The sequence below is a fragment of the Streptomyces koelreuteriae genome (assembly GCF_018604545.1).
GTDB lineage: Bacteria > Actinomycetota > Actinomycetes > Streptomycetales > Streptomycetaceae > Streptomyces > Streptomyces koelreuteriae.
This window is the reverse complement of the sequence record NZ_CP075896.1, coordinates 3,055,604-3,069,808: the sequence shown is the minus strand read 5'-3', so window position 1 is coordinate 3,069,808 and position 14,205 is coordinate 3,055,604. Positions and strand designations below refer to the sequence as shown.

At 73.2% G+C, this 14,205-nt stretch carries 14 protein-coding genes; 11 read left to right on the top strand and 3 right to left on the bottom strand.

What is annotated here, in order from left to right; genetic code table 11:
• Positions 1-31: 31 nt before the first annotated feature.
• From KJK29_RS13490 to KJK29_RS13460, 7 genes are all read left to right on the top strand, one after another.
• The gene (locus KJK29_RS13490; protein WP_215119257.1) at positions 32-967 is read left to right on the top strand and encodes an AvrD family protein; all 936 of its coding nucleotides are present in this window, start codon (positions 32-34) and stop codon (positions 965-967) included.
• Between the two features lie 117 nt (positions 968-1,084).
• Positions 1,085-2,098, top strand: coding sequence for a beta-ketoacyl-ACP synthase III (locus KJK29_RS13485; RefSeq protein ID WP_215119255.1), 1,014 nt, complete (start codon positions 1,085-1,087; stop codon positions 2,096-2,098).
• Positions 2,099-2,149: 51 nt separating this feature from the next.
• Positions 2,150-2,413 (top strand): acyl carrier protein, encoded by a 264-nt coding sequence (locus tag KJK29_RS13480; RefSeq protein ID WP_215119253.1) that lies wholly within the window; start codon positions 2,150-2,152, stop codon positions 2,411-2,413.
• Positions 2,403-3,161 (top strand): HAD family hydrolase, encoded by a 759-nt coding sequence (locus tag KJK29_RS13475; RefSeq protein WP_215119252.1) that lies wholly within the window; start codon positions 2,403-2,405, stop codon positions 3,159-3,161. Before KJK29_RS13480 ends, KJK29_RS13475 begins: the two co-directional genes overlap by 11 nt.
• 72 nt (positions 3,162-3,233) lie before the next feature.
• On the top strand, positions 3,234-4,241 hold the full coding sequence (locus KJK29_RS13470) for an NADP-dependent oxidoreductase (RefSeq protein ID WP_215119251.1): 1,008 nt from the start codon (positions 3,234-3,236) through the stop codon (positions 4,239-4,241).
• A 111-nt stretch (positions 4,242-4,352) separates the two neighbouring features.
• On the top strand, positions 4,353-5,405 hold the full coding sequence (locus KJK29_RS13465) for a ScbA/BarX family gamma-butyrolactone biosynthesis protein (RefSeq protein ID WP_215119250.1): 1,053 nt from the start codon (positions 4,353-4,355) through the stop codon (positions 5,403-5,405).
• Positions 5,406-5,420: 15 nt separating this feature from the next.
• On the top strand, positions 5,421-6,134 hold the full coding sequence (locus KJK29_RS13460) for an HAD-IA family hydrolase (RefSeq protein ID WP_251057779.1): 714 nt from the start codon (positions 5,421-5,423) through the stop codon (positions 6,132-6,134).
• Here the strand turns inward: KJK29_RS13460 and KJK29_RS13455 are convergent.
• From KJK29_RS13455 to KJK29_RS13445, 3 genes are all read right to left on the bottom strand, one after another.
• Positions 6,103-7,659: a protein kinase domain-containing protein gene (locus tag KJK29_RS13455; protein WP_215119249.1), complete on the bottom strand. Its 1,557-nt coding sequence runs from the start codon at positions 7,657-7,659 to the stop codon at positions 6,103-6,105. The two genes, KJK29_RS13460 and KJK29_RS13455, sit on opposite strands and share 32 nt — an antisense overlap.
• Positions 7,656-8,402 (bottom strand): FHA domain-containing protein, encoded by a 747-nt coding sequence (locus KJK29_RS13450; RefSeq protein ID WP_215119242.1) that lies wholly within the window; start codon positions 8,400-8,402, stop codon positions 7,656-7,658. The genes KJK29_RS13455 and KJK29_RS13450 overlap by 4 nt, the downstream gene beginning before the upstream one ends.
• A 133-nt stretch (positions 8,403-8,535) precedes the next feature.
• A complete protein-coding gene (locus KJK29_RS13445) occupies positions 8,536-9,117 on the bottom strand; it encodes a hypothetical protein (RefSeq protein WP_215119241.1) in 582 nt (193 codons plus the stop codon).
• Between the two features lie 278 nt (positions 9,118-9,395).
• On the opposite strand from KJK29_RS13445, the gene KJK29_RS13440 reads away from it, so the two are divergent.
• The 4 genes from KJK29_RS13440 (at position 9,396) to KJK29_RS13425 (ending at position 14,154) form a co-directional block, all read left to right on the top strand.
• Positions 9,396-10,250 (top strand): bifunctional methylenetetrahydrofolate dehydrogenase/methenyltetrahydrofolate cyclohydrolase, encoded by an 855-nt coding sequence (locus tag KJK29_RS13440; RefSeq protein ID WP_086602564.1) that lies wholly within the window; start codon positions 9,396-9,398, stop codon positions 10,248-10,250.
• 67 nt (positions 10,251-10,317) lie between these two features.
• Complete coding sequence (locus KJK29_RS13435; protein ID WP_215124262.1) at positions 10,318-11,037, top strand: DUF3017 domain-containing protein; 720 nt, start codon at positions 10,318-10,320, stop codon at positions 11,035-11,037.
• 367 nt (positions 11,038-11,404) lie between these two features.
• Positions 11,405-12,781 carry a helix-turn-helix domain-containing protein gene (locus KJK29_RS13430; protein ID WP_215119239.1) on the top strand — a complete coding sequence of 459 codons (1,377 nt, stop codon included), beginning with the start codon at positions 11,405-11,407 and terminating at the stop codon, positions 12,779-12,781.
• Positions 12,782-13,164: 383 nt separating this feature from the next.
• Positions 13,165-14,154 (top strand): malate dehydrogenase, encoded by a 990-nt coding sequence (locus KJK29_RS13425; RefSeq protein WP_215119238.1) that lies wholly within the window; start codon positions 13,165-13,167, stop codon positions 14,152-14,154.
• Positions 14,155-14,205: the final 51 nt, after the last annotated feature.

Genomic DNA, 14,205 nt, shown 5'->3' with positions numbered 1-14,205 from the left:
CCGGGGTGTGGCCGCCTACGAAGGAAACTCTATGACTACGGCAGCACCTCTCGACACCCTGGGCACCGTGGACGACTTCCTCGGCGCCAGGGAGGGACGGTTCTTCGGCGAGGGCTTCAAACGGGTGCACCACTCGCTCACCGACCTCACCGTCGACGACCTCGGCATCACCGCCACGGCGGGCCTGGAGATCCCGGGCGCCTGGTCCCGGAAGGGCGACAGCACCCAGCGGCCCCACCTGTCCACCATCGACGTCATGCTCTACGGCGCCCGGCTCGCCGGCCTGCACGCGGCCCACACCCGCGGCCTCGGCCCGGACACGCCCTTCACCGTCCGCTCGCTGACGATCAAGGCCGGGAAGAAGCCGCAGGAGGAGGACCTCGACACGTTCGCGGTCTCCGGCCGGCTCCTGGACACCGCCGACGACGGCACGACGACCATGGAATGCCGCGTCGGCCTGCTCACCGTACGGGTGGAGACGACCGCCGGCACCGGCTCCCCGGAGGCGGCCCCCGCACGGCCGGGCACGGCCCACTACGCGGACGCCGGCGCGCTTCCCGGGCCCTGGAACGACGCGCCCTTCGGCACCCCGCACCGCGACCGGCGGCAGCTGCTCACCTCCGTCGACGTGCACCCCGACGCCTCGCTGGCCAGTGCCGACCTCACCCTCGACCCGGACGGCCCGGCGTCGATGATCGACCTGTTCGTCGCGGCCCTCCAGCTCGGCCAGGTCCTGCTCTACTCGCTGGACGGCGTCACCCGGGCCGACAGCAACACGCTGTGGATGCGGCGCACCGTCATCCGGCCCGCGCCCGAGACCACCGAGGCCGGGGGCCGGTTCGAGGTCCGGCTGCGGGAACCGCAGCTGCTGCGCGGCGCCCAGGGCACCTGGCGGAGCGCCGAGGTGACCGCCGACCACGCCGGCCTGCGGCTGAGCTGCTCCGTCGCCCATCTGCTGCCCGCGTGACGGCCCCTGCGCGGCACCACCCGGAGCTGACAGCTCCGATCCCAGTTCGCGTCCTCGGGCCGCAGCCGGACACCACCGGCGACCGCGGCCCACGGTCCTTCACGGGAGGCGTAAGACATGCCCCTGACCGCCGTACTCACCGGACTCGGCGCCTACCTTCCTCCGCGTCGCGTCAGCAACGAAGAACTCGCTGACCGCTTCGACACCACCGACGAATGGATCACGTCCAGAACCGGCATACGCAGCCGGCGCTGGGCGGACCCCGGCACCTCCACCGGCGACCTCGCCGTCGAGGCCGGGCACCGCGCGCTGAAGTCCGCGGGCGTCGACCCCGAGCCGGGCGCGGTCGACCTCGTGGTCCTCGCGACCACCACACCCGACCACCTCTGCCCGGCCACCGCGCCCGACGTCGCGGCCCGGATCGGCCTCACCGGCGCGGCGGCGTTCGACATCAGCGCCGTCTGCTCCGGATTCGTCTACGCGCTGGAGACCGCGGCCAACGCCATCGGCGCCGGACGGGCGCGAACCGCGCTGGTCATCGGCGCCGAGACCTACTCGACCATCCTGAACCCGGCCGACCGCACCACCTCGGTGATCTTCGGCGACGGCGCCGGCGCGGTCGTCCTCACCGCGGGCGACGCGGACCGGCCCGGCGCCCTGCACGGCTTCGAGCTCGGCTCCGACGGCACGCAGAAGGACGTGATCTGCATCCCGGCCGGGGGCTCCCGGCAGCGCGCCGCGCTGGCCGAACCGGCCCCGGGCGACGAGTACTTCGCCATGGAGGGCCGCAAGGTCTTCCTCTCGGCCGTGCAGCGCATGAGCGAGTCGTCCACGGCCCTGCTCGACCGGATCGGCTGGCCCGTCGAGAGCGTCGGCCACCTGGTCGGCCACCAGGCCAACGTCCGCATCCTGCGCGCGGTCGCCGAGCAACTCGGCATCCCCGCCGAGCGGGCGGTGGTCAACCTCGACCAGGTCGGCAACACCTCGGCCGCGTCCATCCCCATCGCCCTCGCGGACGCCGCGGCCGCCTCCTCCCTCACGGTGGGGGAGCGGGTGCTGCTCACCGCCTTCGGCGGCGGGCTCACCTGGGGCTCCGCTGCCCTGACCTGGCCCGATGTCGTTCCCGCCTGACCCGGCCCGGCCCCACCCGCCGGCCACACCCGACCGTAGGAGAAGGACACCATGACCGTTCCCACCACCGCCCCCGGCGACCTGACCGAGGCCGTACTCGACATCGTCCGCGGCAAGTTCGAGGCACCGCAGGACACGACCGCCACCACGCCGTACGAGGACATGGACTTCGACTCCCTCGTCCTGCTGGAACTCGCGGTGCACCTGTCCAAGGCGTACGGGGTGGAGATCGGCGACGACGAGATACTCGACGCCTCCAATGTCGCCGAGACCGCCAGACTGCTCACCGCGAAGGGCGCGCGCCTTGCCCGGTGACGCCCCGGCCGGCACCGCGGGGGCCGCGTTCTTCGACGTCGACGGCACGCTGACCACCGGGACCACCCTGTTCCGGTTCCTCGAGTACCGCTTCGCCGTCGAAGGACGCCCCCCGCAGGCCTACACCCAGGAGCGGCAGCGGCTGCGCGCCATGACCGAGGCGGGCGTCTGCCGGTCACGCACCAACCGCGCCTACTTCGCCAGCTACGCCCGGCTCAGCGTCTCCTGGGTGACGGAGCTGGCGGAGGAGTGGTTCCGCCACGAGCTGGAGTCCGAGGGCTTCCTGCACGACAGCGCCGTCGCCGCACTGCGCCGGCACCAGGCGGCGGGGGAGCCCGTGGTGCTCGTCTCGGGCTCCTTCCCCGCGCTCCTCGCGCCGCTGGCCCGCCTGCTGGAGGTGGACGCGGTCCTGGCGACGGAGCCCGAGACCGTCCTCGGCCACTACACCGGCGACGCGGCGGTCACGATGATCGGCGGCACCAAGGCGGACGCCGTCCGGTCCTGGTCCGCCGAGCACGGCATCGACCCAGCCGCCGCCACCGCCTACGGCGACCACGCCTCGGACCTGCCCATGCTGCGGGCCACGGGCCGTGGCGTGGTGGTCGGCGGCGACCGGGAACTGCGCGCCATCGCCGCACGGGAGGGCTGGCGCCTGCTGCCCGCCCCGCCTCCGGCGCCCCCGCTGCGGCTCCCCGAGCCCCGCTGGACGGCCCGGACACCCCTCGCTGCCGGGCGTCGCCCGGCCTGACCACCGCGTTCCACCCCACCCCGAGAAAACCCACCCGCAGGCCTCGCGGCCCCACAACGGAAGTGCTCCACCATGCGCGCAGTCGGAATCCTGGAATACGGCGGACCGGACGTGCTCGAGGTCATCGACCGGGGGATACCCGACCCCGGCCCCGGTGAGCTGCGCATCCGCGTGGCCGCCGCAGCCGTCAACCCCACCGACCTCATGCTTCGCTCGGGCGAACTCGCCGACTACATGGCCGCCTTCGAACCCCCGTTCATCCCCGGCATGGACGTCTCCGGCACCGTCGACGCCGCCGGCGCCGGCACCCTGTTCGCCCTCGGCGACCGGGTCATGGCGTTCGTCAACCCGTTCCGCCCGCAGAGCGGGGCACAGGCCGAGTACGTGGTCGTCTCCGCCGCCGACACGGTCCTCGTCCCGCCGGGCATGGACCTGGTCCGGGCTGCCGGGCTGCCGATGAACGCGCTGACGGCCCATCAGGCGCTCGCCCTGCTCGGACTCCGCTCCGGGGCGACCCTGGCCGTCACCGGCGGAGCCGGCGCACTCGGCGGCTTCGTGATCCAGCTCGCCGTGCACCGCGGCCTGCGTGTGGTCGCCGAGGCGGCCGAGCAGGACGAGCCGCTGCTGAAGCAGCTCGGCGCCGAGATCGTCGTGCCGCGGCACGCGGAGCCGACGGACACACCGAGCGAGACCCCCGCGGCGGCGGCCTCGCTCGCCGAGCGGTACCGCCACGCCGTGCCCGAGGGCGTCGACGCGCTGGTGGACGCCGCCGTCCTGGGCGAAGGGGTCCTCGGCGCCGTCCGGGACGGCGGCGCCGTGGTGACCTGCCGTCCGGGCGCACTGGCCCTGCCCCGCGGCATCGTGCGGCACGAGCTGAACGTCATGGCCTACCCGGACAAGGCCGCCGCCCTCACCGAACTCGCCGCGCTCGCCTGCGAGGGACTGCTCTCCCTGCGCACGGACTCCCTGCTCACCCCGTCCGCGGCGCCGGACGCCCACCGCCGGCTCGCCGCGGGCGGTGTTCGAGGACGCCAGCTCGTCGTCTTCAACGGGCGGCGGGAGACCACGGCCGGTTCCTGACCGGCCGTCACCCCGCCCCGCCGTCGCCCGGCGGCAGCCCCACGGTCTTCCGCACCGCCCCGCACCGCCCCGCACGACCCGACATCGAACCCGCCCGAGGAGGCAACACCCATGACAGACGGCGTCCTTTCCTACGCCCGGACCGTCGACCGCGCCCTCACCCACCGGGCCGCCGTCAGCGAGTGCTTCCTGACCGACGCTCTGCGCACCGGCGAGCGCACCTTCCGGGTCGCCGCCCAGCCGCCGCGAGCGCACCTGTACTACAGCGACCATGTGACGGACGCGGGGACGGCCCCGTCCTACGATCCGCTGCTCGTACTGGAGATCTTCCGCCAGTCCTGCATCCTCGCCTCGCACGAGTACCTCGCGGCACCGGCGGACAGCAGCTTCGTCTTCGACCGGGGCGCACTCGAGATCCTCGACCCCGAGGCGCTGCGCGTCGGCGAACTGCCCGCCGCCGTCACCGTGGAGGGCGAGTTCACCGACGTCCGGGAGCGGGCCGGCCGGCCCTGCGGCGCCACCGTGGAGGTGCGGGCCTTCGTCGACGGCAGGGCGGCGGCGACCATGCGGCTCGCCTACCGCTGGATACCGGGCCGGACCATGGGGCAGCTGCGCACCCGGGCCAGAGCCGCCCTCGCCCTGGACCCGAGACGCGCCCACCCGCTGGTCAACCGGCTGGAGCCCGCGGAGGTGGGCCGTGAGCTGTCCGCCAACGTCGTCCTGGGGAGGGTGACCGTGTCCTCGGCCGCGGAGGTGGTCGCCCAGGTGGTCGTCGACCGCACCCACCCCGCGCTCTTCGACCACCCCGTGGACCACATCCCGGGCGCGGTGATGTTCGAGGCACTCCGGCAGACGGCCACCACCGCCGCCCGTGAGCTGTGCGGCCTGGACATCGCCCCCCAGCACCTCGCGCTCACCGGCTGCGACGTGACGTTCCTGAAGTACGGCGAGTTCGAACTGCCCACCGACTGCCGGGCCCGCCCCGCCGACGGTGCCGACGGCCAGCCCGTGCTCGACCTCGTCCTGGAGCAGGAGGGCGACGTCCTGGCGACGGCGCGGGTGACCCTCGCCGCCAGGGACCTCGCTCTCCCGGAGCAGCGCGGCCGCGGCACCAGCGGCGTCGCGGCGACGGATCCCCGCCCCCGGCTCGTGACCGCGGCCTGAGACGGGAGATACACCGTGACGACCACCGACACCACCGTCTGGTTCGACTTCGGCGGTGTCCTGACCCCCACCATGGCCGAGCTGTACGCCCGGTACGCCGAGGAGACCGGCATCTCGCCCGGGCGGCTGCGCCGGGCCGTGGCCGACGTGGGAGCGGACCTCGGCATGCACCCGCTGGCCCCGCTCGAACTGGGCCGGATCAGCGAGGCCGAATGGGGAGGCAGGGTCCGGGCGGCCCTGCGCGCCCGCCACCCCGGCCTGGACCTCGGCGCCGCGAGACTGGAGCGGTTCGGCGAGCAGTGGCTGGGAGGACGACCGGGCAACCCGGTGATGGCGGCGGCGGTCCGCGCCGTCCGGGCCGCCGGTCACCCGGTCGGGCTGCTCACCAACAACGTGCCCGAATGGGAGGGGCACTGGCGGCGTATCACCGCTCCGGCGGGCCGCTTCGACGCCGTCGTGGACTCGTGCCGGGTCGGCGTGCGCAAACCCGATCCGGCCGTCTTCCGCATCGCGGCGGAGGCGTCCCCCACCGCCCGCCACGTCCTCGTCGACGACCTCGCGGAGAACTGCGCGGCCGCCGAGGCGGCGGGCTGGCGGACCGTGTGCTTCCGCGACAACGCGCAGGCGTCCGGCGACCTCTCCGCGCTCCTGGGCATCCCACTGCCCGGCCCCGGCACGCCCCGCGCGGCCGGCCAGGTCACCTCCGGCCGGCCGGCGCGTACTCCGTGAGGTAGTGCGCGACGCGGCCGGCGTAGGCGCGGGTGTCCGCGGGCACGCCGCCCGCCTTGTTCACCGTCTTGTACGACGTCCGGTACGCGGCGGCGACCAGCACCCGTCTGTCGCCCCGCAGCCCGGGCTCCAGACGCGGGGCGATCCAGCACAGATAGCGGCCCATCGCCGGGATGGACTCGGCGGGCGGGAACGGCGGCTGGGGGACGGCCTCGCCGGGAGTGCCGTCCTCGTTCATCCACCAGCGCAGCACCCGCGGGGTCCAGCGGGCGATGCCGTACTCGTCGTTGGCGGGATCGGAGAGGTCCGGGTCGAAGTCGCTCTCCACCTTCAGCATGGCGGCGATCAGGACCGGGGTGACCTCCTTCTGGTCGCAGTCGTGCGCCGTCTTGACGATCAGCAGCCGGTAGGCGGGCGGGACGCCCCGGTCGGTACGCAGGTCGGACGCGCCGTACGTGGCGGCCGCGACGCTCGCGGGGGCGCCCGAGCCGCTGCCGCCGGGCCGGAAACCGACACCGTACGCAAGGGCGGCCAGGGCGGCGAGGGAACCGGCCGCCACCGCCGCGGCGACGGACGTACGGCGCACGCGGCGGCGGGCCGGAAGCAGCCGGGGCAGCCGGAAGGGACGATGAGCCGTCCCGGCGGCGGCCGCCCGGACGCGGCGCAGCAGCGCCTCGCCGGTGATGCGGTCGCGGTACGACCGCGTCAGACAGGCGCCCACGATCTCCCGCCAGCCGTCGGCCAGTTCGGGCGACAGACGCAGCTCGTCGGTGCCGCGGGCGTAGGCCGCCGCCGCGTCGCGGCGGGCCGTCGGAGTGGCGCCGGGCAGCGGGAAGGAGCCCGTGAGGACGAGGTGGGCGAGGACGCCGAAGGCCCACACGTCGGCCGACGGGCGGATCCGGCGGCCCCGTTCGCCGATCTCGGTCCACAGCAGCTCGGGCGGTGTGTAGTCGGGCGTGGAGAACGCCGGGGTGTAGGCGTGGGTGCCCTCCAGCTCGGCCGCCATGTTGAAGTCGGCCAGCCGGACCGAACCGTCCTCCATCAGCAGCACGTTGGCCGGCTTCAGGTCGCCGTGCACCCAGCCGGCGTCGTGCAACTGGGCCAGCCCCTCGCAGATCTGCGCGAGCAGCGCCGGACCCGCCTCGGGCCGGGGCACCGCCCTGAGCAGGGCGGACAGGGAGCCCTCGGCCCGCTCCAGGACGAGCACGGTGGCGCCGTCCAGCTCCGGGCGGCCCGGGTCGTCGACGGTCAGCGTCTCGTACATCCGCACCAGCCGCGGATGCCTCAGCCGCCGGTACAGCGCGACCTCCCGCTCGATCAGCTCGCGCAGGTGGGTGAGCCGGCGGGGCGTGGCCGTACCGGTGGGCAGGAACTTCAGGGCCACGGTCGCGGGCAGCTCCGGGCTTCCCCCGACGCGCCGGGCCGCGTACACACTGCCGAAGGCGCCGGTCGCGATCGGCTCGCGCACCTCCCAGACGCCGACCCGGTACCCCTTCGGCACCGGCACGGCGTAGGGCTCGTTCACCGCGTCACCCCGCCCGGCGAGGCGGCCAGGACGCCCAGGTCGTCCTCCCGGACCAGGTCGAAGCGGAGCGCCAGGGAGACCAGGGACTCCTTCTTGCCGTTGAGCCGCGGGCCCGTGTCCGCGCTCTCCGGGCCCGGTTTGAGACGCAGCTTCACGGCGAGGTAGTCGATGTTCCACTGCACCGACGTGCGGGACGCGGCCGGCCAGGCGGGGCGCAGACGGTCGGCGACCTGCTCGACGGTGGGCAGCGGCGCGTGCGGGGTGCCGCGCAGACGCGGTTCGCACAGGGCGGCCAGGACCGCGAAGTAGCGCTTGGTGCGGTCGAGCGAGAAGGCCGGCGCGGTGGTGGCGCCGTCGAGGCCGCCCGTGCCGCTCAGATAGTCGTGGCGCGGCGCCCACACCTCCAGCGCCAGCAGATCGCCCGCCGCGGGCAGCACGATCCGCGAGAACTCGAAGGGGATCGGCGCGTCCAGCCGCCCCGGCGCCACCTTGACGTGTTCGCCCGCGCCCTCCGGGTTCTCCACCACGTAGGTCTGCTCGCGGCTGAGGTTGCTCAGGATCCAGAAGGCGCCCTGCGCGGTGATCTCACCGGCCCGGCGGGAGACCCCGTCGTGGGTGATGGGCAGGTCGTTGTCGTGCGCGGACCGGCCGAAGGCGAGGCGTTCGCCGGGCGCGAGTCTGCGTTGGGTGCGGTTTCGCTCGTCCTCCGTGGTCGGCGGAGGTACCACGATGATGCTGAACAAGGTGCTCTCCCCGTGCCTGCACAGCTACCACCGTCAGACTAGGGCGACGCACCAGGGCCGTGCCCCCCTCGTACGGGTGAGACACGGCCCTTGGAAGTGATTGGCGTGAACTGGTCCGCCCGCCGGGGGCGGTTCAGTAACGGGGGCGGTTGAACCAGGCCTTGCCGTTGGCGTTGCCGACGAACACCGCGACCAGGATGCCCAGGACGGTGTGCACCAGGCCCATGATGACGAACGGGTAGATGCCGAGGACGGCCGTGACGATGGCGAAGACCAGGATGGTGATCCGGGCGCCGTTGCCGCCGTTCTTGAACTTCGTCGCCAGGACGGCCGCGAACACCAGCCAGGCCAGGCCGAACACCACGTAGCCCCAGATCAGGCCGGTCGACTGGCCGACCAGGTCCTGGAAGGCGGTGTTGTCCTGGAGGGACTCGTCGTCCTTCGCGGCGTTGATGGCCGCGGCGGCGAAGGCGAGGATCGCCACGGCGACGACCTGCAGACCGACGATCACCCACGTCATCACCCGGGCCGCGCTCACCGAGCCCGGCATCGTGGTCGGCGCGGCGGGGCCGCCGCCGTAGGGGGAGACCGGAGGGGCCTGCGGGTAGCCGTAGCCGGGCGCCTGGCCCTGCTGCTGCGGGTAGCCGTAGCCCGGCTGCTGCGGCTGCTGCCCCTGGGGAGCGCCGTAGGGGTTGTTCGGGTCGCCGTAGCTCATGGCTGACTTTCCTCCGTTGATGTTTCGAGTGCGGGGACGACGCGGGTCATCCGCACGGAGGAGAAGTACTTCGTATTGCGACCGTCCCCCCGTTGAACTGCCCGCGGCACTTGTCATGTCATCGTTCTGCACCGGTGACGGGCTTGTCCAGCCGCATTCCCGATGTGTTGTGCAAGTGCAACATCGCTGATCATGGGCGGATACGGGAGGAGCGGCCCCCGGTGCCCGGATTGTGGCCGGATTGGAACCGTGGGCGGGTCATCCGCGAGGATGGGGCCATGACCGCCCAGATTCTCGATGGCAAGGCCACCGCAGCCGCGATCAAGTCCGATCTGACCGCCCGCGTGGCGGCGCTGAAGGAGAAGGGCGTCACGCCCGGCCTCGGCACGATCCTGGTCGGGGACGACCCCGGCAGCCAGAAGTACGTCGCCGGCAAGCACCGTGACTGTGCACAGGTCGGTATCGCCTCGATCCAGCGTGAGCTGCCCGCGACAGCGACGCAGGAGGAGATCGAGGCGGCCGTCCGCGAACTGAACGAGGACCCGGCCTGCACCGGGTACATCGTGCAACTGCCGCTCCCCAAGGGCATCGACGAGAACCGCATCCTCGAACTGATGGACCCGGACAAGGACGCGGACGGGCTCCACCCCATGAACCTCGGCCGCCTCGTCCTGAACGAGCCGGCCCCGCTGCCCTGCACCCCGAACGGCGTGCTGACCCTGCTGCGCCGCTACGGCGTGGAGATCAAGGGCGCGGAGGTCGTCGTGGTCGGCCGGGGCGTGACCATCGGCCGCCCGATGCCGCTGCTGCTCACCCGCCGCAGCGAGAACGCGACCGTCACCCAGTGCCACACCGGCACGCGTGATCTGTCGGCGCACCTCAAGCGCGCGGACATCATCGTCGCCGCGGCCGGTTCCGCCCATCTGATCCGCGCCGAGGACGTCAAGCCGGGCGCGGCCGTCCTCGACGTCGGCGTCTCCCGCAGCGCCGAGGGCAAGATCGTGGGCGATGTCCACCCCGACGTGGCCGAGGTCGCCGGCTGGATCTCCCCGAACCCCGGCGGAGTCGGCCCGATGACCCGTGCCCAGCTTCTCGTCAACGTGGTCGAGGCGGCGGAGCGCAGTGTCGGCTGAGCGGAGCGCACGCGGCGCGGCGGCACGCGGCGGGGGCGTGGAAGGCGCCCCGGCCGCGCGGAGCGGCCTGAGCACGGAGAGCGCCCCGGCCGGCAGGAGTGCGGAGGGCACCGAGGCGACCGCTCGCGGCGCGCGGGCCGGACGAGGTGCCGAGAACGGGCAGGGCGGCCCGAATGCTTCGGGCGAGGCGGACGAGCGGGTCGCTTCGGCCGAGCAGGTCGCTTCGGCCGAGCCGGACGCGCAGGCCGGCGCGAGCGCTCCGGCCGAACGGGCCGAGTCGGATGAATCGCGCGAATCAGATGAGTCGGGCAAGTCGGGTGAGCCGGAAGCGGGTGAGGACGATCTCACCGTCCGGGACCCGGTCAGCGCGCCCGACGCCGAGGGGCGGCCGCGCCGGGTCACCCGGCGGTTCCCGCTCTTCACCAAGGACACCGCGCGGCCCGAGGGCGGCGGCCGGGCCGTGTCCGGGGACGCGCCCGCTCCGGTGCGGCAGTGGCCCGTGCTCGTCGTGCTGGGGCTCGTGGGTCTCGGGCTGCTGGTGACCGCCTTCGACCAGTTCCGGATCGGGACGCTGCTGATCGGCTTCGCCCTGCTGGGCAGCGGTGTGATGCGCTGGCTGCTGCCGGACGTCGGCATGCTCGCCGTCCGCTCCCGCTTCACGGACATCGTCACCTGCGGCGTGCTGGGCCTGGTGATCGTCCTGCTGGCGCTGATGGCGCAGCCGGACCCGTTGCTGAAGATTCCGTTCCTGAAGGACACGCTGCACTTCACGGTCACCAGCGACTGACCGGACGGCGGTCCGTCCTCTCCCCCGAGGAAGGACGGGCCGCCGCCACGCATCACCCTCCGGTACGGCCGACGGCCCGTTCAACGGCTGTCAGTACGCTGTGGCACGGAAGTGACGGTTCCGGTACTTCCTCTGGCGGATTCCGTACGAAGTGGTGCGGCAACGGGGTTGGCGTGGACAATCGGGACGGTCCCGGGTGTATCGCGCGCGGTCACCGTGCTTCTGTGCGCCCCCGGTCAGGGAACTGAGATCCTGAGGTTGCGCATCCCTGTGGGTAACCAGAACGGGGACTCGGCCAAGGCCGCCAACGCGCGGGGCGAACAGCGCGGGAAATATCAGCACGACCGGGGGGAAGAGGGGGGAAGCAATGCCTCGTTGGAAGGCCTTGCCGGAGGAGCTCGATCCACAGATCAGGGAGTTCACCAGCCAGCTGCGCAGGCTCGTGGACCGCAGTGGTCTGAGCATCGCGTCGATCGCGGACCGCACGGGCTACAGCAAGACGTCGTGGGAGCGATATCTGAACGGCCGGCTGCTCGCGCCCAAGGGCGCGATCGTGGCGCTGGCCGAGGTGACCGGGACCAACCCGTTGCACCTGACCACCATGTGGGAGCTCGCCGAGCGCGCCTGGAGCCGCTCGGAGATGCGGCACGACATGACGATGGAGGCCATACGGATCTCCCAGGCGCGCGCCGCGCTCGGGGAGTTCGGCGGCCAGGACTTCGGCGACCCGTCGGCCGGCTCCAAGAGCACCGGATCCAAGAGCGGCGGCACGAGAGCCTCCGGCGGCACGTCCGCTTCGGGCAAGTCGGCGTCCGGGGGTGACGACAAGCCCGCCCGCAGGAGCGGCAGTGCCACGGTCACGCCGGGTATCGCGGGGCCGGCCGGGGTGTCCCCGACCGTGCCGCCGCAGCCGACGGCGCCCGAGGTCCAGGACTCCTCCACCAGCGGTGGTGCGCGGGAGGACGGCGGCCGGGGCGGTGCGCCCGAGGTCAACTCGTGGGGCCTCGCCGGATACCAGGGGCCGTCACCGTCGGGCGGACGCTCCACCGGCACCGGCACCGGCACCGGCACCGGCACCGGCACCGGCACCGGCGTCGGCGCGGGCAGCGGCCTCGGGGCCCGGCCCGGTGCGGGCGGCGGTACTCCCGCGGGGTCGCCCGACGGGCCCGCGCGGACGCCGGGTGCGGGCGCGGGCTCGCAGCACCGGTCGCCGCAGGGCGCTGACCAGGACCGCTCGAAGGGACCCGCCGGGGGCAAGCGGCGGACCGTGACCTTCGTCGCGGGTGTCGTGGGCGTGCTCGTGGTGATCGCCGGCGCGTTCTACCTCACCGGTGGCGGTGGCGACGACGAGGCCAAGGGCGGCGCCAAGTCGCCCAAGCCGAGCGCCACCACGAACCCGGACCTGCCGCCCGGTGTGAAGTGCAGCGGCGAGAGCTGCACCGGCAAGGACGCCGAGAGCATGGGATGCAGCGGTGACCTGGTGACCACGGCGCAGACCGCGACCGTCGGCACCACCGTCGTGGAGGTCCGCTACAGCGAGACCTGCAAGGCGGCCTGGGGCCGTGTCACCCAGGCGACCCAGGGCGACGAGGTCGAGATCAGCGCGGGCAAGGCGAAGCAGACCGGCAGCATCACCGTCGCCGGTGACGCGATCGCCTACACCCCGATGGTCGCCGTGAAGAACGCCGCCGACGCCAAGGCCTGCGCGACCCTGGCCTCGGGCCAGAAGGGCTGCACGGAGTAGCCCCGAGGGGTCGGCCTCCTGAGGGCGCCGCCGGCAGGTCAGGGGGCTTCTGGCGGGCCTCTGGCCGGCCCGCCCGGACTCGTCCGAACTAATTTCGGGGACGCAGGCATGGCCGGGGGAATCCAGGGCACGCGAACCGTACCCCCACGGGAGTCCGGCAGAGTCGGTTCCCCCCGGCGGCCGCCCCAGTCCACCTCTCCCGGACGGGCGGCCGCCTTTTGTATGGGCGCCGGGCGGGTTGTGGGGTGGGCCACACCGACCCGGCCGTGCGAGATACCGGATGCGCGATAGCCTGACCGCTGGTGGATCTCTTGATACCAAGAGATCGATCAGACGTCCGGGGCAGGGACCGCCCCACCGCCAGCTGTCATACGGAGAACGCCATGACCCGCACTCCCGTGAACGTCACCGTCACCGGCGCGGCCGGCCAGATCGGTTACGCCCTGCTCTTCCGCATCGCCTCCGGTCAGCTCCTCGGCCCGGACGTGCCGGTCAAGCTGCGCCTCCTGGAGATCACCCCGGCGCTCAAGGCCGCCGAGGGCACCGCCATGGAGCTCGACGACTGCGCGTTCCCGCTCCTGCAGGGCATCGAGATCTCGGACGACCCGAACGTCGCCTTCGACGGTGCCAACGTCGCGCTGCTCGTCGGCGCCCGCCCCCGCACCAAGGGCATGGAGCGCGGTGACCTCCTCGAGGCCAACGGCGGCATCTTCAAGCCGCAGGGCCAGGCCATCAACGCCCACGCCGCGGACGACATCAAGGTCCTGGTCGTGGGCAACCCGGCCAACACCAACGCCCTGATCGCCCAGGCCGCCGCGCCCGACGTACCGGCCGAGCGCTTCACCGCGATGACCCGCCTCGACCACAACCGCGCGCTGACCCAGCTCGCGAAGAAGACGGGCTCGACGGTCGCCGACATCAAGCGTCTGACGATCTGGGGCAACCACTCCGCCACCCAGTACCCGGACATCTTCCACGCCACGGTCGCCGGCAAGAACGCCGCCGAGGTCGTGAACGACGAGAAGTGGCTGGCCGAGGACTTCATCCCGACCGTCGCCAAGCGCGGCGCCGCCATCATCGAGGCCCGTGGCGCCTCGTCGGCCGCCTCCGCCGCGAACGCCGCCATCGACCACGTCCACTCGTGGGTCAACGGCACCGCCGAGGGCGACTGGGTCTCCATGGGCATCCCGTCGGACGGTTCGTACGGCGTGCCGGAGGGCCTCATCTCCTCCTTCCCCGTCACCACCAAGGACGGCACGTACGACATCGTCCAGGGCCTGGACATCAACGAGTTCTCCCGCGCCCGGATCGACGCCTCCGTCAAGGAGCTCGAGGAGGAGCGCGAGGCGGTCCGCGGCCTCGGCCTCATCTGACCCGAGCCTCTCCACGCGGGCCCCGTACCGGAACCGACCGGTACGGGGCCT

What these genes read in the sequence shown, in the direction of transcription:
- KJK29_RS13470 (WP_215119251.1), top strand. Translation starts at nt 3,234, where the DNA reads ATGCGCGCAGTCGGAATCCTGGAATACGGCGGACCGGACGTGCTCGAG.
- KJK29_RS13490 (WP_215119257.1), top strand. Translation starts at nt 32, where the DNA reads ATGACTACGGCAGCACCTCTCGACACCCTGGGCACCGTGGACGACTTC.
- KJK29_RS13430 (WP_215119239.1), top strand. Translation starts at nt 11,405, where the DNA reads ATGCCTCGTTGGAAGGCCTTGCCGGAGGAGCTCGATCCACAGATCAGG.
- KJK29_RS13445 (WP_215119241.1), bottom strand. Translation starts at nt 9,117, where the DNA reads ATGAGCTACGGCGACCCGAACAACCCCTACGGCGCTCCCCAGGGGCAG.
- KJK29_RS13480 (WP_215119253.1), top strand. Translation starts at nt 2,150, where the DNA reads ATGACCGTTCCCACCACCGCCCCCGGCGACCTGACCGAGGCCGTACTC.
- KJK29_RS13440 (WP_086602564.1), top strand. Translation starts at nt 9,396, where the DNA reads ATGACCGCCCAGATTCTCGATGGCAAGGCCACCGCAGCCGCGATCAAG.
- KJK29_RS13465 (WP_215119250.1), top strand. Translation starts at nt 4,353, where the DNA reads ATGACAGACGGCGTCCTTTCCTACGCCCGGACCGTCGACCGCGCCCTC.
- KJK29_RS13485 (WP_215119255.1), top strand. Translation starts at nt 1,085, where the DNA reads ATGCCCCTGACCGCCGTACTCACCGGACTCGGCGCCTACCTTCCTCCG.
- KJK29_RS13425 (WP_215119238.1), top strand. Translation starts at nt 13,165, where the DNA reads ATGACCCGCACTCCCGTGAACGTCACCGTCACCGGCGCGGCCGGCCAG.